Annotated in this window: 17 protein-coding genes; 7 read left to right on the top strand and 10 right to left on the bottom strand. The window is 63.7% G+C overall.

The genetic code is table 11. The features are described from left to right. Positions 1 to 40 precede the first annotated feature (40 nt). From fba to AC2T3R_RS23910, 4 genes are all read left to right on the top strand, one after another. On the top strand, positions 41 to 1105 hold the full coding sequence (fba, locus tag AC2T3R_RS23925; RefSeq protein ID WP_015272054.1) for a class II fructose-bisphosphate aldolase: 1065 nt from the start codon (positions 41 to 43) through the stop codon (positions 1103 to 1105). Positions 1106 to 1366: 261 nt separating this feature from the next. Next, positions 1367 to 3493 carry a putative bifunctional diguanylate cyclase/phosphodiesterase gene (locus AC2T3R_RS23920; RefSeq protein WP_486744359.1) on the top strand — a complete coding sequence of 709 codons (2127 nt, stop codon included), beginning with the start codon at positions 1367 to 1369 and terminating at the stop codon, positions 3491 to 3493. 39 nt (positions 3494 to 3532) lie between these two features. Continuing rightward, a complete protein-coding gene (locus AC2T3R_RS23915; RefSeq protein WP_486744358.1) occupies positions 3533 to 4033 on the top strand; it encodes a M48 metallopeptidase family protein in 501 nt (166 codons plus the stop codon). Positions 4034 to 4045: 12 nt separating this feature from the next. Next, a complete protein-coding gene (locus tag AC2T3R_RS23910; protein ID WP_013974495.1) occupies positions 4046 to 4342 on the top strand; it encodes a winged helix-turn-helix domain-containing protein in 297 nt (98 codons plus the stop codon). Between the two features lie 90 nt (positions 4343 to 4432). Here the strand turns inward: AC2T3R_RS23910 and AC2T3R_RS23905 are convergent, their stop codons facing one another. After that, complete coding sequence (locus AC2T3R_RS23905) at positions 4433 to 4885, bottom strand: GNAT family N-acetyltransferase (protein WP_039612472.1); 453 nt, start codon at positions 4883 to 4885, stop codon at positions 4433 to 4435. Between the two features lie 155 nt (positions 4886 to 5040). Here AC2T3R_RS23905 and AC2T3R_RS23900 point away from each other — a divergent pair, with 155 nt between their 5' ends. Further along, the gene (locus AC2T3R_RS23900) at positions 5041 to 5778 is read left to right on the top strand and encodes a substrate-binding periplasmic protein (protein ID WP_023661311.1); all 738 of its coding nucleotides are present in this window, start codon (positions 5041 to 5043) and stop codon (positions 5776 to 5778) included. A gap of 130 nt (positions 5779 to 5908) precedes the next feature. On the opposite strand, the gene yccS is transcribed toward AC2T3R_RS23900, so the two are convergent. From yccS to AC2T3R_RS23865, 7 genes are all read right to left on the bottom strand, one after another. Continuing rightward, a complete protein-coding gene (gene yccS / locus AC2T3R_RS23895; RefSeq protein WP_013974492.1) occupies positions 5909 to 8092 on the bottom strand; it encodes a YccS family putative transporter in 2184 nt (727 codons plus the stop codon). A 221-nt stretch (positions 8093 to 8313) separates the two neighbouring features. Beyond that, a complete protein-coding gene (locus AC2T3R_RS23890; protein ID WP_410951874.1) occupies positions 8314 to 9495 on the bottom strand; it encodes a BaiN/RdsA family NAD(P)/FAD-dependent oxidoreductase in 1182 nt (393 codons plus the stop codon). 137 nt (positions 9496 to 9632) lie between these two features. Next, positions 9633 to 10970 (bottom strand): ATP-dependent RNA helicase DbpA, encoded by a 1338-nt coding sequence (gene dbpA / locus AC2T3R_RS23885; RefSeq protein WP_230396947.1) that lies wholly within the window; start codon positions 10968 to 10970, stop codon positions 9633 to 9635. A gap of 112 nt (positions 10971 to 11082) precedes the next feature. Continuing rightward, the gene (mdtD, locus tag AC2T3R_RS23880) at positions 11083 to 12510 is read right to left on the bottom strand and encodes a multidrug transporter subunit MdtD (RefSeq protein ID WP_182328874.1); all 1428 of its coding nucleotides are present in this window, start codon (positions 12508 to 12510) and stop codon (positions 11083 to 11085) included. A gap of 137 nt (positions 12511 to 12647) precedes the next feature. Beyond that, entirely contained in the window at positions 12648 to 13967 is a 1320-nt protein-coding gene (locus AC2T3R_RS23875; RefSeq protein ID WP_486744357.1) for a TldD/PmbA family protein, read from the bottom strand. Then, positions 13967 to 15409 carry a TldD/PmbA family protein gene (locus tag AC2T3R_RS23870; RefSeq protein ID WP_486744356.1) on the bottom strand — a complete coding sequence of 481 codons (1443 nt, stop codon included), beginning with the start codon at positions 15407 to 15409 and terminating at the stop codon, positions 13967 to 13969. Before AC2T3R_RS23870 ends, AC2T3R_RS23875 begins: the two co-directional genes overlap by 1 nt. Positions 15410 to 15441: 32 nt before the next feature. Then, positions 15442 to 17244, bottom strand: coding sequence for an acyl-CoA dehydrogenase (locus AC2T3R_RS23865; RefSeq protein WP_486744355.1), 1803 nt, complete (start codon positions 17242 to 17244; stop codon positions 15442 to 15444). Positions 17245 to 17933: 689 nt separating this feature from the next. Here AC2T3R_RS23865 and AC2T3R_RS23860 point away from each other — a divergent pair. Continuing rightward, positions 17934 to 18197, top strand: coding sequence for a DUF3077 domain-containing protein (locus AC2T3R_RS23860; protein WP_233694664.1), 264 nt, complete (start codon positions 17934 to 17936; stop codon positions 18195 to 18197). A 421-nt stretch (positions 18198 to 18618) separates the two neighbouring features. On the opposite strand, the gene putA is transcribed toward AC2T3R_RS23860, so the two are convergent. Together putA and AC2T3R_RS23850 are read right to left on the bottom strand one after the other, a co-directional pair. Next, positions 18619 to 22572 carry a trifunctional transcriptional regulator/proline dehydrogenase/L-glutamate gamma-semialdehyde dehydrogenase gene (gene putA / locus AC2T3R_RS23855; RefSeq protein ID WP_486744354.1) on the bottom strand — a complete coding sequence of 1318 codons (3954 nt, stop codon included), beginning with the start codon at positions 22570 to 22572 and terminating at the stop codon, positions 18619 to 18621. A 94-nt stretch (positions 22573 to 22666) separates the two neighbouring features. Then, on the bottom strand, positions 22667 to 22855 hold the full coding sequence (locus AC2T3R_RS23850) for a hypothetical protein (RefSeq protein WP_139832719.1): 189 nt from the start codon (positions 22853 to 22855) through the stop codon (positions 22667 to 22669). A 74-nt stretch (positions 22856 to 22929) separates the two neighbouring features. Here AC2T3R_RS23850 and putP point away from each other — a divergent pair, with 74 nt between their 5' ends. Continuing rightward, on the top strand, positions 22930 to 24408 hold the full coding sequence (putP, locus tag AC2T3R_RS23845; protein WP_015272040.1) for a sodium/proline symporter PutP: 1479 nt from the start codon (positions 22930 to 22932) through the stop codon (positions 24406 to 24408). Positions 24409 to 24507 lie beyond the last annotated feature (99 nt).

Below are 24507 nucleotides of genomic sequence, written 5' to 3'. Positions count from 1 at the left end.
TGCACGAAACAAACGACGCTTGTCGGGAGAGAGATACACAATGGCACTCATTAGCATGCGCCAGATGCTGGACCACGCCGCCGAGTTCGGTTACGGCGTACCAGCTTTCAACGTCAACAACCTCGAGCAGATGCGCGCCATCATGGAAGCGGCCGACAAGACCGACTCCCCGGTGATCGTCCAGGCTTCGGCCGGTGCCCGCAAATATGCCGGTGCCCCGTTCCTGCGTCACCTGATCCTGGCGGCCATCGAAGAATTCCCGCATATCCCGGTGTGCATGCACCAGGACCACGGCACCAGCCCTGACGTCTGCCAGCGCTCGATCCAGCTGGGCTTCAGCTCGGTGATGATGGACGGCTCGCTGGGTGAAGATGGCAAGACCCCGACCGACTACGAGTACAACGTTCGCGTTACCCAGCAGACTGTTGCCATGGCACACGCCTGCGGTGTTTCGGTAGAAGGCGAGCTGGGCTGCCTGGGTTCGCTGGAAACCGGCATGGCTGGTGAAGAAGACGGCATCGGCGCCGAAGGCGTGCTGGACCACAGCCAGATGCTGACCGACCCGGAAGAGGCTGCCGACTTCGTCAAGAAGACCCAGGTCGACGCCTTGGCCATCGCCATCGGTACCAGCCACGGTGCCTACAAGTTCACCAAGCCACCAACCGGTGACGTGCTGGCCATCGACCGCATCAAGGAAATCCACAAGCGCATCCCCAACACCCACCTGGTGATGCACGGTTCGTCCTCGGTGCCGCAAGAGTGGCTGGCGATCATCAACCAGTACGGCGGCGACATCAAGGAAACCTACGGTGTACCGGTCGAGGAAATCGTCGAAGGTATCAAGTACGGCGTGCGCAAGGTCAACATCGACACCGACCTGCGTCTGGCTTCCACTGGTGCCATGCGCCGCCTGATGGCGCAGAACCCGAGCGAGTTCGACCCGCGCAAGTTCTTCGGTGAAACCATCAAGGCCATGCGTGACGTGTGTATCGCTCGTTACGAAGCCTTCGGCACCGCTGGCAATGCCTCGAAGATCAAGCCGATCTCCCTGGAAGGCATGTACCAGCGCTACCTGAAAGGTGAGCTGGCCGCCAAGGTCAACTGATCTTCTGGTATTAATGAAAAAGCCCGCAGCGATGCGGGTTTTTTCATTTTTGGGTGTTAGAACTTTGCCTCGGTGTAGGCCTCTTTGCCGGCATGCTTGCGAAGAGGGCGGTACATATTCCCGGCAGAGCGACCGTTAGTCGGCTACCGTAGAGTTGAGGCACTGATAGCGTTCTGATTGCATTGCGTGTTATCCGCTCAGGTCTAGAGTACTAGTGGATCCAACCGTATTTTGAAGTCGGTCACATAATAGAGAAGCAGCATGGATGGCGCTCAACCTCACCCTCAGCCACTGGATGGCAACTCGGTTCTTCTGGTGGTAGACGATTACCCCGAAAACCTCATCAGCATGCGGGCATTGCTGGCCCGTCAGGATTGGCAGGTGTTGACGGCAAACTCGGGGATGGAAGCCCTGGGTGCTTTGCTCGAGCACGATGTCGACCTGGTGCTGCTGGATGTACAGATGCCGGAGATGGACGGCTTCGAAGTCGCCCGACTGATGCGCGGCAGCCAGCGCACCCGGCTGACTCCGATCATTTTCCTCACTGCCAATGAACAGTCCGAAGCGGCCGTGCTCAAGGGCTACGCCAGTGGCGCCGTGGACTACATGTTCAAACCGTTCGACCCGCAAATTCTCAAACCCAAGGTTCAGGCCCTGCTCGACCAGCAGCGCAATCGGCGCATGCTGCAGCGCCTGACCCGTGAGCTGGAAACGGCCAGGGCGTTCAACGCGTCGATCCTGGAGAACGCTGCCGAGGGCATTCTGGTGGTGGATGCCCAAGGCATCATCAGCTTTGCCAACCCGGCCATTTCCCGTTTGCTATCAGCGCCAGTGCAGCAGTTGCGGGGCGCCCATCTGCTCGATTTGGTGCAACTGGCCAGTGCCTGCTTGTGGAACGAGTCGGAGTTCTACCAGGCTTACCTGGGGGGGCGCATCTTCCGCGTTCACGATGCCCAGCTGCGTACCCTTGGCGGGGAGCTGGTGCCGGTGGCGTTGTCCTGTGCTCCACTGCCGGCCGAGCAACAGGCCATGGTGGTCACCGTGCTGGACATGTCGGTGGTGCGCAACCTGCACCAGCAGCTGGAGTACCAGGCCGTCACCGACCCGCTTACCGGCCTGCTCAACCGCCGCGGGTTCTACCAGGCCGCCGAAGGTGCGCTGCTGCGCAACGAGCGCTCGGACAAGGCGCAGGCGCTGATGTACATGGATCTGGACGGCTTCAAACGTATCAACGACTCGCTCGGCCACGACGCGGGCGACCGGGTGCTGCACTGGGTGGCTGAACAGCTCAAGGATTGCCTGGGCAGTGAAGCGCTGCTGGCGCGCATGGGCGGGGACGAGTTCACTGCACTGTTCGACAGCCTGCCTTACCCGGAGCAGGCCGGGCGCTATGCCGAGCGGTTGCTGGAACGCATTTCCATCAGCCACCAGGTGGAAGGGCTGGATGTGAGCCTTGGGGTGAGCATTGGCATCGCCACTTATCCGGATTGCGGGGCCAATGTCGAAGGCCTGCTGCGCGCGGCCGATGCGGCGATGTACGCAGCGAAGCAGGCCGGGCGCCAGCAATATCGCTTCTACGATCAGGAACTCAATGGCAGGGCACGTTCGCGGCTGATGCTCGAGGACAGCGTACGCACGGCCGTGGAGCAGCAAGACTTCACTCTGGTTTATCAACCGCAGGTCGGCTTCATCGATGGCCGCCTGCGTGGCTTCGAGGCCTTGTTGCGCTGGCAGCATCCCAGTGTCGGCGACGTACCGCCGGGGCTGTTCATCCCGTTGCTGGAAGAGGCGCGCTTGATCAACCGCCTGGCCAGCTGGATCTACCGCCAGGGCGCGGCACAGCGCCAGGCCTGGTGCCAGCGTTTCTCGGCGGACCTGGTGCTGGGTATCAGCCTGAGCCGCGCGCAGTTCGCCATGCCCAGCCTGGTCGACGAACTGCACCGGGTCATCCAGCTTTACCAGTTGGACCCGGCGCAGATGGAGGTGGAAGTGGCGGAAACCTCGCTGATGTACAACATCGATGCGGCAGTGAAACAGATACACCGCTTGCGTGAGCTGGGTGTGCGGGTGGCGCTGGATGACTTTGGTGCCGGCGACTGTTCGTTGCGCATGTTGCGCGACCTGCCGATCGATACCCTCAAGCTCGACCGCCACCTGGTGGCGCGCTTGCCCGACTCGGTGGTGGATGCCGCGCTGGTGCGCAGCGTCATCGGCCTGTGCCTCGACTACAGCATCACGGTGATCGCCGAGGGGGTGGAAACCCCGGCTCAGGCAGCCTGGCTCAAAGCCAATGGCTGTGAGTACGTGCAGGGGTTCCTGGTGGCTTACCCGATGACCGCTACGGATGCCAGCAGCTTCCCGGCGATTTTCTCCTGGCCGGGGCCATGATTGGCTAGAATCGGCATTCGTTACACCGAATGCAGCGCCATGACCGTATTACGATATTTGCAAGCCTATCCGCCGCACCTGCAGCAGCAAGTGCGGCAGATGATCGACAGCGACCGCCTGGGCGAGTACCTGCAGCGCCGCTACCCCGACCGCCATGACGTGCAGAGCGACAAGGCGTTGTACGGCTACGCCCAGGATTTGCGCCAGCAATACCTGCGCAGCGCGCCCAACCTGGACAAGGTGCTGTTCGACAATCGTCTTGACCTGACCCATCGGGCCCTGGGCCTGAATACGGCGATATCAAGGGTGCAGGGTGGCAAGCTCAAGGCGAAGAAGGAAATCCGCATTGCCTCGCTATTCAAGGAGGCCGCGCCGCAGTTCTTGCGCATGATCGTGGTGCACGAACTGGCACACCTGCGCGAGCGCGACCACAACAAGGCGTTCTACCAGCTCTGCCAGCACATGGAGTCGGACTACCACCAACTGGAATTCGACCTGCGCGTCTACCTGACCTATCGGGAGCTGCCGGGCAACTGTTAAGGACCACGCAGCATGGAAGTGAGCAAGACCAAGAGCAGCTTCTACCGCCGCCTGTACGTGGCCTGGCTGATCGACAGCCAGACCGCGACCAGCGTTCCGGCCCTGATGGAAGCCACCGGCATGCCCCGGCGCACCGCCCAGGACACCATTGCGGCACTAGCCGACCTGGATATCGTCTGCGAGTTCGAACAGCAGGAAGGCGCGCGCAACCACGCCGGGCATTACCGCATTCATGACTGGGGGGCGATCGACAAGCAGTGGATCATCCAGCACCTGCGGCAGGTTCGCGAAGTGCTGGGGTATCCCTGATCCACTGGGGGGCGGCTGCTACAGGTGATCGCATTCCCTTGTAGGAGCGGCCTTGTGTCGCGAAAGGGGTGCGAAGCACCCCTGGCGATCTCAACCCTTGCGCATCCCGATATGCGGAATGTCATCCTCAAGATATTCCTCGCCCACCACCGCGAACCCATGCCGGGCATAGAACGCCTGCAAATGCGCCTGCGCCGACAGATAGACCGGTACCCCCGGCCAGCAATGCTCCGCTGCCTCCAATCCCTTGAGCAGCAAGGTATGCCCCAGCTTCAGCTCGCGCGCCGCAGGTGCAGTCACCACCCGCCCGATCACCACATCCCCTCCTTGGGATTGCGGGTCGAGCAGGCGCAGGTAGGCCACCAGCTTGTCATCCTGCCAGCCCATCAGGTGCAGGGTATCGCCGGTCAGGTCCTGGCCATCGACTTCCTGGTAGGCGCAGCGCTGCTCGACCACGAACACTTCAGTGCGTAATTGCAGAATGGCATAGAGCTGGTCCTTGCTGAGATCGGTGTGGTGCTTGCAGAGCCAGTCGATGGACATTGGCGCGAACTCCTTGAGTGGGCCGTCGATCATCGCATGATGTATGTGCCACGGCCAAAATAGAGGCTAAATGACACTATTGGCCGCTGCCCTCGGCAACGGCTTTGTGTAATCTCGTCGGCAGTGTGTGCCCTCCATTGCGAAAGGACGTGAGCATGCGGCCACTGTTTTGTGTGTTGGGATTGCTGGCAATGATGCTTGCAACACCCGCCCTGGGGCGCGAAAAGCTGCGTCTGGTGGCCGACAATTGGCCGCCGTTCACCGATGCCAGCATGCCGGGCGGTGGCCTGGCGACCAGCATCGTCACCACGGCGCTGGCCCGGGCCGGCTACACCAGTGGGGTCGAAGAGGCACCTTGGGCGCGCGCTCTGCTGGGGGTGAGCGAGGGGCGTTACGACGTGCTGATCAACGCCTGGTACAACGACTCGCGCGCCAGCATCGGGCAGTTTTCCGAAGCCTACCTGGTCAACCGCATTCGCCTGTTGCAACGCAAGGGCGAGGCGTTTCGCTACAAGCGCCAGTCAGACTTGTACCCCTACAGCATCGCTGTGGTGCGTGATTACGCCTATTCCCCCGAGTTCGACCGCGACACCCGCCTGCACAAGGTGGCGGTGCGCAACTTTCCCTCTGCGGTACGCATGCTGGCGGCGGGGCGGGTGGACCTGGCGGTGGAGGACGAGTACGTGGCCCGTTACAACTTGCAGCGCGAACTGCCGGAGGTACGCGATGGGGTGATGCTGGTGGAGCCGCCGTTGGGGGAGAACACCCTGCATATCTTGGTCAGCCTGAAGCACCCGGAGCATGCGCGGATCGTCGAGCGGTTCGAGCAGGCGATTGCGGCGATGAAGGCGGATGGCAGCTATGCACGGCTCATGCGCCAGCATGGCTTCTGATCTTTATCGCCTGTTCTGGCCTCTTCGCGGGCACGCCCGCTCCCACAGGTAACTCACAGGACTTGGGGCTTGTGATGTTTCTGTGGGAGCGGGCGTGCCCGCGAAGAGGCCAGAGCAGGTAACAATGCATTCAGGCCGGTGCACCTTCCTTGATCAAATGCGCTGCCAAGGTCCGCAGCGGCCCCAACTGCCGGCAGATCAACGCCAACTGCGTCTGTACCAGCCGCTGGTGCTCGTCCAGCTCTTCCGGCATCTGCTCCAGGGCATTGGCCAGCGCTTCTTCGGCATCACTGTGAATCGCCACCGGCAGCCGCGCGGCCAGGCCGTTGGCAATCTCGTCCAGACTGCTGGCCAGGCTTTGCCCGGCACCTTCGATCAACTGTTCCTGCACCTCCGCCGGCAGGGCCGTGTCGCGGTGCGCGCCCAGCCCCGACAGGTAGCTGAGCAAGGTATGCGACAGCACCAGGAAGCGGAAGCCGACGTCGGCCTCCTTCCGGAAATGCCCCGGCTCCATCAGCATGTTGGCCAAGGTGGTGGACAGCGCCGCGTCGGCGTTGTGGGCGTTGCGCCGGGCCAGGCGGTAGGCCAGGTCATCGCGCTTGCCGTGGGCATACTGCTGCATGATCTGCCGCAGGTACACGCTGGCGCAGGCCAGGGTATTGGCCAGCGCCTTGTTCAGCCGCCGCCCCTGCCAGTCGGGGAGGAACAGGAACACCGCGAGGATGGCGATCAGGCTGCCGACCAGGGTATCGAACAGGCGCGGCAGGAACAGGCCATAGCCATCGCCGATCTGGTTGAAGCAGAACAGCACCATCAAGGTGATCGCGGCCGTGGCCAAGGTGTAGCGGGTGGTGCGGTTGACGAAGAACACCACCCCGGCGACCACGGCGAACAATGACTGGATGACCGGGTTGGGGAACAGGTCGAACAATGCCCAGCCCACCGTCAGGCCGACGGCGGTGCCGGCTATCCGCTGCACCAGCTTGCGCCGGGTCGCACCGTAGTTGGGCTGGCACACGAACAGCGTGGTGAGGATGATCCAGTAGCCCTGGGTGGGGTGGATCAGGTGCACCATGCCATAGCCGATCGACAACGCCAGGGGTAGGCGCAGGGCATGGCGGAACAGCAGCGAGGTCGGCGTCAATTGGGTGCGCAGGCGGGTCCACACGTCCTTCAGCGAGCGTGGGGAGCGGTCGAGCAGGCTGCTATCGCTGGTGTCGGCCAGGCTGTCCGGGTTGCTGGCGGCGCTGAGCAGGCGGTCGAGCGTCGCCAGGTTGGCCGCCAGCGCCCGCAGCGAGCGAAGCAGGCTACGCCAGGCCGGGTTGTTCTGCATACGCAGGTGTTCCAGCGAGGCGTTTAGGTCTTCGAGGGCCTCGGGATAACCGCTGGCCAGCACGAACGGCTGGCGCAGGCGGATCGAGCGGGCCAGTTCCTGGCAGGACGAGCCCTGCTTGCGCAGCAGGCGCTGGCAGCGGAACATCACGTCGCTGTGGAAAAAAGCCTCGGTCAGGGCGTTGTAGGGATAGTGCGAAGCACTGACCCGTTCATGGATGTCCTGGGCCAGGAAGTACAGCTTGAGGTAGCGGCTGACCTTGGAATTCGGCTGGCTGTTGCCCACCCGGTGCAGGATGATTTCCTTGGCCGCGTTGAGCGCCGCCACCACCTTGCCGTTCTGCTGGGCCAGCTCCAGGCGCCGGGCTTCGACGTCAAGGGTGCGGACGGGTTCGAACAGGCTGGCCTTGAGCTTGAGGTAGCTGCCCAGCTCGAAGAACAGCTTGGCCAGGCTCTGCTGCACCGGCTGGTTGGAAAACAGCGCCTGCCACAGCACCGACAGCAGCCCGTACCAGGCTGCGCCCGCCACCAGCAGCAGCGGTTCGTGCCAGAAATCGGTGACTTGGCCGCCGCGCTGGTCCACGCCGATCATGGTGTACACCGCAGTGATCAGGGTCGCTGAAGCGATGGCGCCATAGCGTTCGCCCAAGGCACCGAGCATCGTCAGGCCAAAGGCCGCCAAGGCCAGGGCAATGACGAATACCCACGGGTAGGGGAACAGCAGTTCGACCGCCAGTGCGGCGATGGCAAAACACACCAGGGTGACGGCCAGGGCGCTGAGGCGGCCCTGCCAGCTGTCATCGGTTTCGGCCAGGGCGCTGGCGATGATGCCGAGGAACAGCGGAATCAGCAGGGCCATTTCGTTCTGGTACCAGCACAGGGCCAGGCTGCCGGTGAGGGCGATGGTGACCCGGATGCTGTAGCTGAACTTGTCTTGACCCCACAGGCGACGCAGTGACTGACGGAACGAGCTCGATGACATGATGGCCTGCTAGGCAGTGATCAGAGAAATACCGTTCGAGGCCGTGTCATTGGGGCCGCTGTGCGGCCCATTCGCGGCACAAGGCCGCTCCTACAGTCGATCGCGTCCCCTGTAGGAGCGGCCTTGTGCCGCGAATGGGCTGCATGGCAGCCCCATGCGAATTTCGGCACTCCCAGCACGGGCCAGCAAGAAGCATTCCGTGCTGCTGAATGGATTCTACTCTACACGAACTGCGCCGCGGCGTTGGCGGAGGCCCAGGCCCACTGGAAATTGAAACCGCCCAGGTGGCCAGTCACATCCAGCACTTCACCAATGAAATACAACCCAGGGCTTTTCAGCGATTCCATGGTCTTGGACGACACCTCTCGGGTATCCACGCCGCCCAGGGTCACTTCGGCAGTGCGATAGCCCTCGGTGCCGGCCGGTACCACCTGCCAGTTCGCCAGCTTATCGGCGATCTGTGCCAGTTCCGCCGGTGTGTACTGCTTCATGGGCCGGGACTCGAACCACTGCTCGGCCAGCAGGTTGGCCAGCTTGCGGGTAAATACCTCGCCCAGCACGGTTTTCAGCTCGGTGTTGGCGCGTTCGGCCTGCATCTGTTGCAGCCAGGTCAGTGCATCACGGTCGGGCAGCAGGTTGATCTCGACCGTGTCGCCTGCTTCCCAGAACGAGGAAATCTGCAAAATCGCCGGGCCGCTGAGGCCGCGGTGGGTAAACAGCAGGTTCTCGCGGAAGCTGGTGCCGTTGCAGCTGGCGGTGCAATCCAGCGATGTGCCGGACAACTCGGTGCACAGTGCCTTCAGTTGGGGCTCGGTGATGGTGAACGGCACCAGCCCGGCGCGGGTTGGCAGCAGGGTATGGCCGAACTGGCGGGCCACCTGGTAGCCGAAGCCGGTGGCACCCAGGGTCGGGATCGACAGGCCGCCGGTGGCGATCACCAGCGACTGGCAGGCGAACTGGCCGCCGCTGGTCTGCAGCAGGTAGCCCCCTTCGGTCTTCTCGATCTGCTCGATGCTGGTGTGCATGCGGATCTCGGCGCCGGCCTCATCGCATTCGGCCAGCAGCATGTCGAGGATGTCACTGGCCTTGTTGTCGCAAAACAGCTGGCCGAGTTTCTTCTCGTGGTAGGCCACGCCGTGCTTGCACACCAGCTCGATGAAGTCCCACTGGGTGTAGCGAGCCAGGGCCGATTTGCAGAAATGCGCATTCTGCGAGAGGAAGTTGCCCGGCTCGGTATACATGTTGGTGAAGTTGCAGCGGCCGCCGCCGGACATGAGGATTTTCTTGCCCGGTTTGTTGGCGTGGTCGAGCACCAGTACCCGGCGGCCACGGCGGGCGCTGAGCTGTGCGCACATCAGGCCGGCGGCGCCGGCGCCGAGGATGATCACGTCGGTGGAGTGCACGGTGTTACCTCTTCAGGATTGCTGGGGGCTGCTTTGCAGCCCTCTCGCGACACAAGGCCGCTCCTACAGGAGTTTGCGATCCCCTGTAGGAGCGGCCTTGTGTCGCGAAAGGGCCGCAAAGCGGCCCCAAAATTAGGTCAGACGATGCGGACTTTCAGGGAGCGCCCCTTGATCTTGCCGCTGTTCAAGCGCTGCATGGCCTGCTTGGCCAGCGGCCGTTCGACGGCCACGAACGCCTGGAAATCGAAGATCGCAATCTTGCCCACCTGCTTGCCGGGGATGCCGGCATCACCGGTCAGCGCCCCGAGGATGTCACCTGGACGCAGCTTGTCCTTGCGCCCGGCGGCGATGCACAGGGTGCTCATAAGCGGCAGCAGCGGTTCGCCACCCTTGTGCTTCAGGCTGTCCAGCTGGTCCCAGCGCAGCGGGCTCTTCTGCAGGTCTTCGATGGCCTGGGCGCGGTGGCCTTCGGCCGGTGCCACCAGGCTGACCGCAATGCCTTTCTCGCCAGCACGGCCGGTGCGGCCGACACGGTGCACATGGATTTCCGCATCACGCGCCAGTTCGACGTTGATGACCATGTCCAGGCCATCGATGTCCAGGCCGCGGGCGGCCACATCGGTAGCCACCAGCACCGAGCTGCTGCGGTTGGCGAACATGGTCAGCACCTGGTCGCGGTCGCGCTGCTCCAGGTCGCCATGCAGGGCCTGGGCAACGATGCCCTTGGCGGTCAGGTGGGCGACCACATCCTCGCACTGCTGCTTGGTGAAGCAGAACGCCACGCAGGACTGCGGGCGGTAGTGGCCGAGCACGCGGGTGACGGCCTCGAGGCGCTGTTGCGGGTCGATCTCGATGAAGCGCTGCTCGATCTGGTTGTCGGCATGCAGGCTCTCGACCTTGACCTGTTGCGGGTTGCGCATGAAGTCGGCGGCCAGTTGCTTGATGCCGGCCGGGTAGGTGGCCGAGAACAGCAGGGTCTGGCGGCGCGACGGGGTCTTGCCGATGATGCTGGCGATGGCATCGAAGAAGCCCATGTCGAGCATGCGGTCGGCCTCGTCCAGCACCAGGGTGTTCAGCCCGTCGAGCACCAGGGTGCCCTTGTCCAGGTGCTGCTGGATGCGCCCTGGGGTGCCGACGATGATGTGTGCGCCGTGCTCCAGCGAAGCGATCTGCGGGCCCAACGAAACGCCGCCGCACAGGGTCAGGATCTTGATGTTGTCCTCGGCGCGGGCCAGGCGGCGCAGCTCCTTGGCCACCTGGTCGGCGAGCTCGCGGGTAGGGCACAGCACCAGCGCCTGGCAACCGAAGTAGCGCGGGTTGATCGGGTTGAGCAGGCCGATGCCGAAGGCGGCGGTCTTGCCGCTGCCGGTCTTGGCCTGGGCGATCAGGTCCTGCCCCTTGAGGATGACCGGCAGGCTCTGGGCCTGGATCGGTGTCATCGAGGCATAGCCGAGGGCGTCCAGGTTGGCCAGCATGGCAGTGGACAGCGGCAAGGTGGCAAAGGCGGTGGATTCGGTGGTCACGAGGCGGGCCTGCGGTGCGAAGCGAAAAATGCCGCATAGTCTACCAGCCTCATGGCCATTCGCCCTACGACTCCATGTGTTCTTCCGGACGACGGGCACGCCTTCCGTCCGTCGGCGACAGCTGCAGGAATATCGCCGCCGCCAGCATGGCCATCACGCCGATGGTGACGAAGGTCAGCTGGAATGCACCCAAGGTGGTTTCTACACCGTCGGCGTTTCCGGCTGCGGTAAAGCCGCCGAGCAATGCCCCCGCACATGCCACGCCCAGGCTCAGGGCCAGCTGCGCGACCACCGACAGCAGGCTGTTGCCGCTGCTGGCGCTGGCGTCGTCGAGGTCGATCAGGGTCACCGTGTTCATCGCGGTGAACTGCATCGAGTTGACGGCCCCGAGCAGGCCCAGCTGAATCAGCAGCACGGCATAGGGCGTCTGCTCGTCGACCAGCCCGAGGCTGGCCAGCAGCAGGCCCAGCAGCAGGGTGTTGCCGGTGAGGATGATGCGGTAGCCAAAGCGTTCGATCAGTGGTCGGGCAATGGACTTGGCCAGCATCGCCGCAGCCGCCAGCGGGATCATGCTCATGCCGGCCTGGGCCGGCGAGTAGCCCAGCGCCACTTGCAGCAGCAACGGCACAAGGAACGGCAGCGCGCCGCTGCCCAGGCGGGCGAACAGGTTACCGAGAATACCGATGGCAAAGGTGCGCACGCGGAACAGGCTGGGTGAGAACAACGGCTCCGGGTCGCGCCCGGCGCGCAGCCAGTAGGCCGCCAGGCAGGCCATGCCGGCGAACAGCAGCAACATCACCCGCAGGTGCGGCAGGTGCAGTTCGCCCAGGCCTTCCATGGCGATGGTGATCAATACCATCGCTGCGCCAAACAGCAGGAACCCGGGGCCGTCGAACGTGGTGCGCTCGGCGCCGCGCAGGTCGGGGATGAACTTCCAAACGGCGTAGCAGCCGATCAGGCCGACCGGCAGGTTGAGCAGGAAGATCCAGTGCCAGCTCAGTATTTCCACCAACCAGCCGCCAACCGTAGGGCCCAGTAGCGGCCCGAGCAGGCCGGGGATGGTGATGAAGCTCATGATGCGCACCAGCTCGGTGCGCGGGTAGGCACGTAGGACTACCAAGCGCCCGACCGGCAGCATCAGCGCACCGCCCAGCCCTTGCACGACACGGGCAAAGATCAGGAACCCGAGGCTGTTGGCGGCGGCGCACAGCAGCGAGCCGAAGCTGAACAGCAGGATGGCGCTGAAGAAGATGCGCTTGGTGCCGAAGCGGTCGGCGATCCAGCCTGAGGCGGGGATCAGCAGGGCCACGGTGAGCATGTAGGCGATGATCACGCCCTGCATGCGCAGCGGGTCTTCGGCCAGCGACCGGGCCATGGCTGGCAGTGCGGTGTTGAGGATGGTGCCGTCCAGGGACTGCATGAAAAAGGCGATGGCCACCACCCAAGGGATCCAGCGGGCGGTGACAGGGTCCAGCGGGGTGCGTTCGGGCATGAGGAACCTCAATGTTCGGCATTGCCTGTACTGGCCTCATCGCCGGCAAGCCAGCTCCCACAGGATTACCACAGACCTCAGGTTGGGTGCGGTCCCTGTGGGAGCTGGCTTGCCGGGGATGAGGCCGGAATGGCCTATCACAATGTCAGAGTCAGGCCTTTGACCAGTGCCCCCGGCAAATGACTCGACCCGGTACTGCGCTGTCCATAGGTACTGGTCGACAGGATCATCTCGCGCTCGCTTGTCAAGTCCTCCAGCTGGCTGCCGAGCAAGCTGTACAGGTTGTCATCGAAGCGCATGGTGCTCACCGGGCCCTGGATCTGCCCGTTCTCCACCCAGAAGGTGGCGAAGCGGGTCAGCCCGGTCATGCGTGCCGCCGGCAGGTCGGAATAGTTCAGGTACCACAGGTTGCTGATGTACAGCCCGGTACCGAGCCGCTCCAGAATCTGCTCGCTCGGCAGGCTACCTGCTGCCAGGCTCAGCGCACACGGTGACTCGTAACTATCGGCGCCATTGGCCAGCAGCTCGAATTCGGCCGCACTGCGCGCACTGATCAATCGCTGCCGGGCCTCGCCTTGCTGGATCAACGGCACATCCAGGCGCGGCGAGCCTTCATCGGAAAATGCAGGGCTCAGCGAACCGCTGACCTGCTCGGTGAAACTCACCAGTGGGCTCAGCCGCGCATCGCCGTTGTACAGGCGCTGCAGGGCACTGTTGCCAGTGGCCAGGGCCTGTGCGGAAAAACCGCCCCAGCACAGCATGCCGGCTATTTCGTCCATGGCCGCCGGGGCCAGGTAGGCGCGGTAGCTGCCAGGCTTCAGCGTGACGGCAGGGCGGCCAAGGAAACCCAGCTGTTCCCGCGCCTGGCGCAGGCGTGCGGTGAAGTCGTCGGCGCTCCACACTTGCCCGGCATAATTGGCCTTCACCGCCTCGCCGTTTTCGTGGAACAGGCTCCAGTCGAAGTTGAAGCTGTTGGCCTGGTGCCAGCCGAAGGCCCCGAACGAGCTGGCGAAGCCCCGGCAGATGGGGCCGGCGGCGTAGATGCCGACAAGGTCCAGGTCGCCGGCTTCGCGCTCGAGCAAGGTCAGCACATCGCTCAGTTCGGGCAGCGGCTGCTCCTGCTGGCTGTGGCTGTGCCAGGCGCTTTCGTCCAGGCGCAGGTACGGATCGACCGCCAGCAGTGGCAAGGTCTGGCGCAGTTGCTCCAGGGCCGTGAACAGACGCTGGCTATCCAGTTGCGTGTCACCACTCAAGGTCACCTGTTGCTCTGCCTGGCGGCCATCGCGGATCAGCCGCAGTTGCGCGCCGGCCTGGTTCACGGTGCCGGCCTGGCGTACCTTGGCATGGTTGAAACGCACGAATTGCGATTGTTCGGCGCTGTAGCCGAGGGTGAACTGTTCGCCCGTCTGCAGGGCTTTGCGCACATCCCCGACCAGGGTTTCGAAAGCGTGTTTCATCAGGCGTCTCCTCCGAATACGTCGATCTGGCGGAGCACGCAGGCCGGCGAGGCATGCCCCACCCGTACCACCTGGTTGGGTTCGCCCTTGCCGCAGTTGGGCGTGCCCAGCACCTGGAAGGTACTGCTGTCGCCGACCGCCGCCAGGTTGCGCCAGAACTGCGCGGAGATACCACGGTAGTTGGGGTTCTTGACGATGCCCTTGAGCTCGCCGTTTTCGATCAGTTGGCCCCATTCACAGCCGAACTGGAACTTGTTGCGAGCATCATCAATGGACCAGGAACGGTTGGTGCGCATCAGGATGCCGTGCTCGATGCCTTTCACCAGCTGATCCAGGCTCTGGTCGCCCGGCTCGATGTTGAGGTTGGCCATGCGGTCGATCGGCGCACGGTTCCAGCCGCAGGCACGGCTGTTAGCCACGCCGTCGAGGCCGGAGCGGAACTGCGACAGCGCACCACCCAGCGGGCGCAGCAGCAGGCCATCGCGGATCAGGAACTGCTTGCTGGCCTGGGTGCCGTCATCATCGAAGCTGTAGCTGGCCAGCTCTTCGCCGATGGTCGGGTCGAAGGTCACGTTGAGCAGCGCGGAGCCGTACTGCAGGTGGCCGAAGTCATCGGCTTTGACGAAGCTGGTGCCTGCGTAGTTGCGTTCGTCGCCGAGAATGCGGTCCATCTCCAGCGGGTGGCCGATGGATTCGTGAATCTGCAGCATCATCTGGTCCGGCATCAACAGCAGGTCGCGCGGGCCGCTGGGGGTGTTCGGCGCCAGCAGCAGTTGCAGCGCCTCGTCGGCCACCCGGCGGGCAGCACCGACCAGGCCGCAGCGCTCGATGACCTCGAAGCCGCCCTGCTGGCCGAAGTTGTCGCGGCCCAGGCTGCGGCTCTGGCTGTCCTGGCCGTCGCTGGCGGTCACCCCCAGGCCCGGGAACAGGAAGCGCTGGGCGTGGCGTAGCTCGGCGCCGGCCGAGTTCAGGTAGGTCTGCTCGACCAGGCTCAGGCCCAGGCTGGCCTGCCAGTCCACCAGGCGGCTGTCCTTGGGCACGCTGGCCGATTCGGCAGCGAGCAGGCCAAGGCAGTCGGCAAGGTTGGGCACGGGTTGGTCGAAGTTGGGCGAAATGTGGTCGTGGCGTGCGCTGGTCACCGGTTGCTCGCGCAGGTCCAGCAGGTTGTATCGGGCGATCTGCCGGGCCAGCGCCTCGGCCCGCTCCAGGGCGCGCTGCAGGCCGGCCTGGGACAGGTCGGCGGTGGCGGCATAGGCTTCCACGCCATTCACACGCACGGTGAGCATGGCGCCCTCGTCCTGGCTGAAGAAGGGTGGTTCCGCGACGTTGCGGCGAACCGACAGCGCCTGGTGCGACTGTTTCACATGGCGTAGGGAAAACAGCTCGGCCGTACTGCGCAGCGTGGCAAAGCGCTGGCGCAGCAGGGCGCTGGTATCGAACATGTGGAAGCCTCCGTGTACACGGTGGCTCCCCCTTAGAACCACTCGTCCTGCATGGCGAGGCAAGTGTCGTCGCGCGCCTCGAGCAATGCCAGCTCATTATGGCAGCCAGGTACCTCCCAGGTCAGGAAATAACGCGCTGCCTGCAGCTTGCCGAGGTAGAAGTCGCGGTCGGTGGGTTTGCCCTTGAGCAGGCCGAGTTCGGCATGGATCGCCTGTTCCAGCCAGCGCCAGCCAATCACGCAGTGGCCGAAGGCCTTGAGGTAGAGGGCCGAGTTGGCCAGGGCGCCGGCGACTTTGCCCTCGGCCAGGTCACCCAGCAACGCCAGCGTCACACCTTGCAGGCGGTTGACCAGTTGCTCCAGCGGCTGGCGCAGTGGGTCGAGGTTCGCATGGTGGCTGGCGCGCTCGCCGGTGGCAGCGATCGACCGGATCAACTGCTTGAGGCCGGCGCCATTGTTCTGCGCCAGCTTGCGGCCCAGCAGGTCGAGCGACTGGATGCCCTCGGTGCCTTCATGGATCGGGTTCAGGCGGTTGTCGCGGTAGTACTGTTCAACCGGGTACTCGCGGGTGTAGCCGTGGCCCCCGAGGATCTGGATCGCCAGTTCATTGGCCTTGAGGCAGAACGTCGAGGGCCAGGATTTGACGATCGGGGTCAGCAGGTCGAGCAGCTCCTGCGCCTGCTTGCGGGCGCTGTCGTCGCTGGCAGTCTGGGTGTCGTCGAACAGGCGCGCGGCATACAGGCCCAGGTCGAAGGCGCCCTCTACGTAGGCCTTCTGTGCCAGCAGCATGCGTTTCACATCGCTGTGCTCGATGATCGGCACTGCGGGGCTGTGCGGGTCTTTGTTGTCCGGCAACCGACCCTGCGGGCGCTGACGGGCGTATTCCAGCGAATACAGGTAGCCGGCGTAACCGAGCATCACTGCGCCCATGCCGACACCGATGCGTGCCTCGTTCATCATCTGGAACATGCAGGCCAGGCCCTGGTGCGGCTGGCCGACCAGGTAGCCGACGCACTGGCCGTTGTCGCCGAAGTTCAGCGCGGTGGAGGTAGTACCGCGCCAGCCCATCTTGTGGAACAGCCCTGCCAGCAGCACATCGTTGCGCGGGCCACGGCTGCCATCTTCGTTGACCAGGTACTTGGGTACGATGAACAGCGAGATGCCCTTCACGCCGGGCGGCGCATCCGGCAGCTTGGCCAGCACCATGTGCACGATGTTTTCCGACAACTCGTGATCACCGCCGGAGATGAAAATCTTGTTGCCCTTGAGCCGGTAGCTGCCGTCACCGGCAGGCTCGGCGCGGGTACGGATATCGGCCAGTGAAGAGCCCGCATGGGGTTCGGTCAGGGCCATGGTGCCGAAGTAGCGGCCTTCGATCATCGGTTGCAGGAACAGGCGCTTCTGTTCATCGCTACCGAAGCTCTCGATCAGGTTGGCCGCGCCCATGGTCAGGAACGGGTAGGCCGTGGTGCCAGCGTTGGCCGCCTGGAAGTGGGCGAAGCAGGCCTGCGAGACCAGGCTCGGCAGCTGCATGCCGCCGGCTTCGAAGTCGCGGTTGGCGTTGAGGAAGCCGGCTTCGAGAAAGGCGTCGACGGCGGGTTTCACTTCGGGGATCAGTTCGGCGCGGCCATCCACGTAGCGCGGCTCGTTTTCGTCGGCCTTGCGGTTGTGCGGGGCGAAGAACTTTTCGGCGATGGTGCGGGCAGTCGATAGCGCCGCGTCAAAGGTTTCGCGGTTGTGCTCGGCGAAGCGCGGGCGCTGGGTCAGGGCCTCGGCCATGAGGACTTCGTAGAGTTCGAAGGCGAGGTTGCGGGGGCTGAGCAGGGTCTCGGGCATGGTCGCGGTCCAGAGGCGGGATGCTGCGAGTCTAGGCTGATAGGGTTAGGTGGGGGGAGGTTAATAGGTTTGGGTGATATGGGTTTAGAAAGGCGCTGCAACTGTCGTGGCGAACACCTGCCAGCTCCACCGTATTCCGGTCAGCATCTCGGCTGCTTTTTAGGTTTTCGCCTATTCCATGTAGTCCATTTCCCAAACATACTCCCAACCCCCTCCTAGCCATTGCGGTGCTCTGGATCGGGCCATAGTCTCGGGTGGTCGCTGCCAAATCAGTGACCGGCTTTGACAGGCCGACCAGAAAATTCTCATGGCTTTCGCCTTTTCGGCGGCTGTGTATGGGGCACCTCGTGTGCGCCGGGTTTTTGGATTTTTCTACCGGTCTGTCAACCCATGCACAGCTGCCACCCTCTTGTTTGACAGCAGGTGGTGATAGCCCTTACCGAGAAAAATACCAATGCTGAAGATAGTTCCTGATCCACCCCTGAACGCAGATTCACTCGAAGATCCTAATCTAGGTCGCAAACTTCGCACTGAGGCTTATTGATTTGTCGCCTGAACCGGCCCTTTCGCGGGCATGCCCGCTCCCACAGATACGGTGCAAGTCATGAAGCCTGTGGTGATCCTGTGGGAGCGGGCGCGCCCGCGAAGAGGCCCGGCCAGGCACTCGAGAATTATCAGGGGATTGAACAATGACAACAGAAGACACCCAATTCACCGCCGGCAAGACCACCTTCTACCAGGGTGAAAACGGCACCCACCCGCTGTTCCGTATCGAGCCTGGCATCCCGTGCAGGGACGCCCGCGAGCAGTCTTCGGAGTTGATGGGTTATGTCCGTGAATTGACCATTACCGGGCTGATGGATGAGAAGCCGATGATGATCTGGGCTGCCCATTACCTGAGTGCGATGGCCAAGGCACTGATGGATGATGCTGAGTTGGGGATGAAACAGTGAGGGTTTGGCTTCAGGTTGAATGAAGGCTGCCAGGTGTTCGCCGCAGCATCTTCAGCGCCTATGAGATCGAGCGCCGCCCGCGCGGCGCTTCGCGGCACAAGGCCGCTCCCACATTTGTTGCAACGTACCAAACCTGTCAGGCCATGGTTGCCCGCTTTGTTGGTCCGCCGATATCTCCATGTTGGCGTGGCTGCCGCCCAACATGTCTTTAGTCATGCGCCAAGGCTGACAACCATGGCCTCACAGGCATGGCCACGTTGCAACAAATGTGGGAGCGGGCTTGCCCCGCGAAGCGCCGCGCGGGCGGCGCTCGATATCACAGGCGCAGAAAATGTTGTGGCGAACACCTGTCAGCCCAACCCCAGCCCCCATAAAAAAAGGAGAGCCGAAGCTCTCCTTTTTTCGTTAACAACCCTCAGCGTCAGCCAATGGTCATCAAGCTGGCATTACCACCGGCAGCAGCAGTGTTCACACTCACTGCCCGCTCGATCACCAGGCGCTCCAGCGCAATCTGGTGGTCGCCGCTGGACAGCCCGTGCACACCCACGATCGCCCCGGCACGCTTGGCCACCTGCTGGCACACGCCGCGCAGCTGGTCCGAGTCGCCATGGTGGATCACGGCGTCGAACGCCACTTCATCCTTGTTCCAGTCCGCCACCAATTTGACCTTGGCCTGCAACTCTCGCGGCAGGCGGGCACGCAGGGCCTTGCCCGGCTCGCCATCCGCCCATACCGCCGAGCTGCCAACGGCCAGCACTGCGGCGAACTGCGCCAGCAGGTCAGCTTCGTTGTCGGCCAGGCACAGCACGTGCTCACGCGGCAGGATGGTGTAGCTGTTGCGCTCGCCGGTCGGGCCTGGCAACAGGCGGGCGATGCCGCTCTGCGACTGGCTGGCGAACTGGCTGCACAGCGTGGCAAGGTCGGTCAGCTGGTTGCTCTCAGCCCATGCCTTCAGGCCGTGCAGCGGCTTGATCAGCTGTTCGTGCAGGGCGCGGTCAGGCTTGCCTTCGCCGTCCTGCTGCTGGAAGTGGCGGCCAATCGCGTCGGCCGGGCGGGTCGACAACAGGCGGTACAGGTACAGCGGGCCGCCGGCTTTCGGGCCGGTGCCGGACAGGCCTTCACCACCGAACGGCTGCACACCTACCACTGCACCAACAATGTTGCGGTTGACGTACATGTTGCCGGCGTTGGCGGTTTCCACCACTTTGGCGATGGTCTCGTCGATGCGGGTGTGCACGCCGAGGGTCAGGCCGTAGCCGGAGTTGTTGATCTGCTCGATCAGCTGGTCCAGGTTGCGACGGTTGTAGCGCACCACGTGCAGCACCGGGCCGAAAATTTCACGCTTGAGCTCGTCGAAGCTTTCCAGCTCGATCAGGGTCGGCATGACGAAGGTGCCGCGCTTGAGCTCGGCAGCATCGGCAATGGCCACCTGGTAGACCGAGCGACCTTTCTCGCGCATGCCCTGGATGTGCTTCTCGATGCCGGCCTTGGCTTCGGCGTCGATCACCGGGCCAATGTCCACGGCCAGGCGGTCCGGGCAGCCCAGGCGGCTTTCGGCCATGGCGCCCTTGAGCATTTCGATCACGCGGTCGGCGGAGTCTTCCTGCAGGCACAGCACGCGCAGTGCCGAGCAACGCTGGCCGGCGCTGTCGAAGGCCGAGGACACCACATCGATCACCACCTGCTCGGTCAGTGCCGAGGAGTCGACGATCATCGCGTTCTGGCCGCCGGTTTCGGCGATCAGCGGGATCGGACGGCCCTGGTTGTCCAGGCGGCCGGCGACGTTGCGCTGCAGCAGGCGGGCCACTTCGGTGGAACCGGTGAACATCACGCCCTTGACGCGCTCGTCACCCACCAGGCCGGCACCGACGGTTTCACCGCGGCCGGGCAGCAGCTGCAGCACGCCTTCAGGGATGCCGGCTTCCAGCAGCAGGCGCACGGCCTGGGCAGCGATCAGTGGGGTTTGCTCGGCCGGCTTGGCCAGTACCGGGTTGCCGGCGGCGAGCGCTGCGGCCACCTGGCCGGTGAAGATCGCCAGCGGGAAGTTCCACGGGCTGATGCACACCACCGGGCCCAGAGGGCGGTGGGCGTCGTTGCTGAAGTCGTTGCGTGCCTGCACCGCGTAGTAGCGCAGGAAGTCCACGGCTTCACGCACTTCGGCGATGGCGTTGGCGAAGGTCTTGCCCGCTTCGCGGATGAGCAGACCCATCAGCGGCTGGATTTCGGCCTCCATCAGGTCGGCGGTGCGCTCCAGAATGGCAGCGCGCTCGGCTGGCGGGGTGGCCTGCCAGATCGGTGCTGCATTCAGTGCGCACTGGATGGCGTTGTCGACGTCGGCGACAGTGGCTTCCTGAACATGGCCGACCACGTCGCGGTGGTCCGCTGGGTTCAGCACCGGTGCGGCTGCGCTTTCGCTGGCGGCGCAGGCCAGCAGTGGCGTGGCTTTCCAGTCGTTATGAGCGGTGGCCAGCATGGCGCAGGACAGCGATGCCAGGCGGTGTTCGTTGGCCATGTCGATGCCGGCCGAGTTGGCCCGCTCGCTGCCATACAGTTCACGCGGCAGCGGGATGCGTGGGTGCGGCAGGCCGATGCTGCCTTCCTGGGTGCCCATGCGCTCGATGCTGGCGACTGGGTCGGCGACCAGTTCCTGGATGGAGATCGAGTGGTCGGCGATGCGGTTGACGAACGAGGTGTTGGCGCCGTTTTCCAGCAGGCGACGCACCAGGTAGGCCAGCAGCGTTTCGTGGGTGCCGACCGGTGCATAGACGCGGCACGGACGGTTCAGCTTGCCTTCGGAAATCTTGCCGACCACCTGCTCGTACAGTGGCTCGCCCATGCCGTGCAGGCACTGGAACTCGTACTGGCCCGGGTAATAGTTCTGACCGGCAATGTGGTAGATGGCCGACAGGGTGTGGGCGTTGTGGGTGGCGAACTGCGGGTAGATGGCTTCTGGCACGGCCAGCAGCTTGCGGGCGCAGGCGACGTAGGACACGTCGGTGTACACCTTGCGGGTGTAGACCGGGTAGCCTTCCAGGCCTTCGACCTGGGCGCGCTTGATTTCGCTGTCCCAGTAGGCGCCTTTCACCAGGCGGATCATCAGGCGGTGGCGGCTGCGCTTGGCCAGGTCGATGACATAGTCGATCACATACGGGCAGCGCTTCTGGTAGGCCTGGATGACGAAGCCGATACCGTTCCAGCCGGCCAGCGAAGGCTCGAAGCACAGGCGCTCGAGCAGGTCGAGCGACAGCTCCAGGCGGTCGGCTTCTTCGGCGTCGATGTTCAGGCCGATGTCGTACTGCTTGGCCAGCAGGGTCAGCGACAGCAGGCGCGGGTACAGCTCTTCCATCACGCGCTCGTACTGGGCGCGGCTGTAGCGCGGGTGCAGCGCCGACAGCTTGATCGAGATGCCCGGGCCTTCATAGATGCCACGGCCATGGGAGGCCTTGCCGATCGAGTGGATGGCCTGCTCGTAGGACGCCAGGTACTTCTGTGCGTCGTGCTCGGTCAGTGCGGCTTCGCCGAGCATGTCGTAGGAATAGCGGAAGCCCTTGGACTCGAAGCGGCTGGCATTGGCCAGGGCTTCGGCGATGGTTTCGCCGGTGACGAACTGCTCGCCCATCAGGCGCATGGCCATGTCGACGCCCTTGCGGATCATCGGCTCGCCGCTCTTGCCGATGATGCGGGTGAGCGAGGAGGTGAGGCCGGATTCGTTGTGGGTGGACACCAGCTTGCCGGTCAGCAGCAGGCCCCAGGTGGCGGCGTTGACGAACAGCGACGGGCTGTTGCCCAGGTGCGGCTGCCAGTTGCCGGTGCTGATCTTGTCGCGGATCAGCGCGTCACGGGTGCCCTTGTCGGGGATGCGCAGCAGGGCTTCGGCCAGGCACATCAGTGCCACGCCTTCCTGGGACGACAGCGAGAATTCCTGCAGCAGGCCCTGAACGATGCCGGCACGACCGCCAGCGCTCTTCTGGTTACGCAGTTTTTCGGCGATGCCGGCGGCCATCTTGTTGGTCGCTTCGGCCAGCGGGGCGCTCAGGCGCGCCTGCTCCAGCAGCATCGGTACCACTTCCTGTTCGGGGCGGCGGTAGGCGGCGGTGATCGCCGAGCGCAGCACCGACTGCGGCAGGATGCTCTCGGCGAACTCGAGGAAGCACTGGTGGCTGTGGTCAGGTTGGACCTCACCGGCGTCCTCGGCCAGGTTGCTGGCATGGCCGTTGAGTTCGGTCAGGGTGGCACCACCCTCGAGCTTCTCCAGGTAGTTGAAGATCGCTTGCTTGATCAACCAGTGCGGGGTGCGGTCAATCGACTGCGCAGCTGCCTTGAGTCGCTCACGGGTCGGGTCATCGAGTTTGACCCCAAGGGTGGTCGTCGCCATTTCTTATCCTCGTTATTGCCACGGTTGTGGCCTAAGCTGGCGCCAAGAGTAGCTGTAGGACAATTCGGGTGCAACCAGGTGCAACCCGAATTTTTCATGGAAAAGGTGCAACTCGTCCGACCGTCATTTCCATGCCCGGAAAAGGGTCGTTTTCGGTGCGTTTTATTATGAAAAGCGGAGTTGTTGTTCCCAAAAGGAGCAAAAAATCAGATTTGTCTGAAAATGCACGAGAAGGTGCAACTTGCAAATGAAAAATGGTTGCACCCGCTTTGCGTTGTTGCATAGGATTCGCCGCCTGGGTGCAACCGCCATGGCTGCGGTTGTGCATGACATAAAAACAAACGCCAGGGCACACGCATGGGCAATCCACTAACGATCACTTTCGTGGTCTATATCGCGGCAATGGTGCTGATCGGCTTCGCCGCCTATCGCTCCACCAATAACCTTTCCGACTACATCCTCGGCGGTCGCAGCCTGGGTAGCGTGGTCACCGCGCTTTCCGCCGGCGCTTCCGACATGAGCGGCTGGCTGTTGATGGGCCTGCCGGGCGCCATCTACTTCTCAGGCTTGTCCGAAGCCTGGATTGCCATCGGCCTGACCGTCGGCGCCTACCTGAACTGGCTGTTCGTCGCTGGTCGTCTGCGCGTGCAGACCGAGCACAACGGCGATGCGCTGACCCTGCCGGACTACTTCTCCAGCCGCTTCGAAGACAACAGCGGCGTGCTGCGGATCATCTCGGCCATCGTGATCCTGGTGTTCTTCACCATCTATTGCGCCTCCGGCATCGTTGCCGGTGCCCGTCTGTTCGAGAGCACCTTCGGCATGCCGTACGAAACCGCCCTGTGGGCCGGTGCCGCCGCGACCATCGCCTACACCTTCGTCGGTGGTTTCCTGGCGGTGAGCTGGACCGATACCGTGCAGGCTTCGCTGATGATCTTTGCGCTGATCCTCACCCCGGTGATCGTGCTGATCTCCACTGGCGGCTTCGATACCACCTTCGCTGCCATCGATGCGGTCAACCCGGCCAACTTCGACATGCTCAAGGGCGCCACCTTCATCGGCATCATCTCGCTGATGGGCTGGGGTCTGGGCTACTTCGGTCAGCCGCACATCCTGGCGCGTTTCATGGCCGCCGACTCGGTGAAGTCGATCGCCAACGCCCGCCGTATCTCCATGACCTGGATGATCCTGTGCCTGGCCGGTACCTGCGCCGTGGGCTTCTTCGGCATCGCCTACTTCTCGGCGCACCCTGATCTGGCGGGCCCGGTCACCGAGAACCACGAGCGTGTGTTCATCGAGCTGGCCAAGATCCTGTTCAACCCATGGATCGCCGGTGTACTGCTGTCGGCCATCCTGGCTGCGGTGATGAGTACCCTGAGCTGCCAGCTGCTGGTGTGCTCCAGCGCCCTGACCGAAGACTTCTACAAGTCCTTCCTGCGCAAGAACGCTTCGCAGGTCGAGTTGGTGTGGGTCGGCCGCCTGATGGTGCTGGCCGTCGCCCTGATCGCCATCGCCATGGCCTCCAACCCGGAAAACCGCGTGCTGGGCCTGGTGGCTTACGCCTGGGCCGGCTTCGGTGCTGCCTTTGGTCCGGTGGTGCTGATTTCGGTACTGTGGAAAGGCATGACCCGTAACGGCGCACTGGCCGGTATCGTGGTGGGCGCACTGACCGTGATCCTGTGGAAGAACTTCGACACCCTCGGGCTGTACGAAATCATCCCGGGCTTCCTGTTCGCCAGCATTGCCATCTTCGTGGTGAGCAAGTTGGGCAGCCCGTCGCAGGCAATGGTCAAGCGGTTCGAGACTGCTGATGCGGCGTATCACGCTGACAAGTAATACCGTCTGATTCGGTGTTGCCTTCTTCGCGGGCTTGCCCGCTCCCACAGATGCTCCACAGGGTCTGAGATCTGTGCAGGCCCTGTGGTGGCGGGTTTA

It is taken from the genome of Pseudomonas sp. PVC-5-1, from assembly GCF_057444345.1.
The sequence above is the reverse complement of the archived record's forward strand: the minus strand, read 5'-3'. Positions and strand labels throughout refer to the sequence as shown.

Coding starts and splice junctions, on each gene's coding strand:
- fba (WP_015272054.1), top strand. CDS start 41: ATGGCACTCATTAGCATGCGCCAGATGCTGGACCACGCCGCCGAGTTC.
- AC2T3R_RS23920 (WP_486744359.1), top strand. CDS start 1,367: ATGGATGGCGCTCAACCTCACCCTCAGCCACTGGATGGCAACTCGGTT.
- AC2T3R_RS23915 (WP_486744358.1), top strand. CDS start 3,533: ATGACCGTATTACGATATTTGCAAGCCTATCCGCCGCACCTGCAGCAG.
- AC2T3R_RS23910 (WP_013974495.1), top strand. CDS start 4,046: ATGGAAGTGAGCAAGACCAAGAGCAGCTTCTACCGCCGCCTGTACGTG.
- AC2T3R_RS23905 (WP_039612472.1), bottom strand. CDS start 4,885: ATGTCCATCGACTGGCTCTGCAAGCACCACACCGATCTCAGCAAGGAC.
- AC2T3R_RS23900 (WP_023661311.1), top strand. CDS start 5,041: ATGCGGCCACTGTTTTGTGTGTTGGGATTGCTGGCAATGATGCTTGCA.
- yccS (WP_013974492.1), bottom strand. CDS start 8,092: ATGTCATCGAGCTCGTTCCGTCAGTCACTGCGTCGCCTGTGGGGTCAA.
- dbpA (WP_230396947.1), bottom strand. CDS start 10,970: ATGCTGGCCAACCTGGACGCCCTCGGCTATGCCTCGATGACACCGATC.
- mdtD (WP_182328874.1), bottom strand. CDS start 12,510: ATGCCCGAACGCACCCCGCTGGACCCTGTCACCGCCCGCTGGATCCCT.
- AC2T3R_RS23875 (WP_486744357.1), bottom strand. CDS start 13,967: ATGAAACACGCTTTCGAAACCCTGGTCGGGGATGTGCGCAAAGCCCTG.
- AC2T3R_RS23870 (WP_486744356.1), bottom strand. CDS start 15,409: ATGTTCGATACCAGCGCCCTGCTGCGCCAGCGCTTTGCCACGCTGCGC.
- AC2T3R_RS23865 (WP_486744355.1), bottom strand. CDS start 17,244: ATGCCCGAGACCCTGCTCAGCCCCCGCAACCTCGCCTTCGAACTCTAC.
- AC2T3R_RS23860 (WP_233694664.1), top strand. CDS start 17,934: ATGACAACAGAAGACACCCAATTCACCGCCGGCAAGACCACCTTCTAC.
- putA (WP_486744354.1), bottom strand. CDS start 22,572: ATGGCGACGACCACCCTTGGGGTCAAACTCGATGACCCGACCCGTGAG.
- AC2T3R_RS23850 (WP_139832719.1), bottom strand. CDS start 22,855: ATGCAACAACGCAAAGCGGGTGCAACCATTTTTCATTTGCAAGTTGCA.
- putP (WP_015272040.1), top strand. CDS start 22,930: ATGGGCAATCCACTAACGATCACTTTCGTGGTCTATATCGCGGCAATG.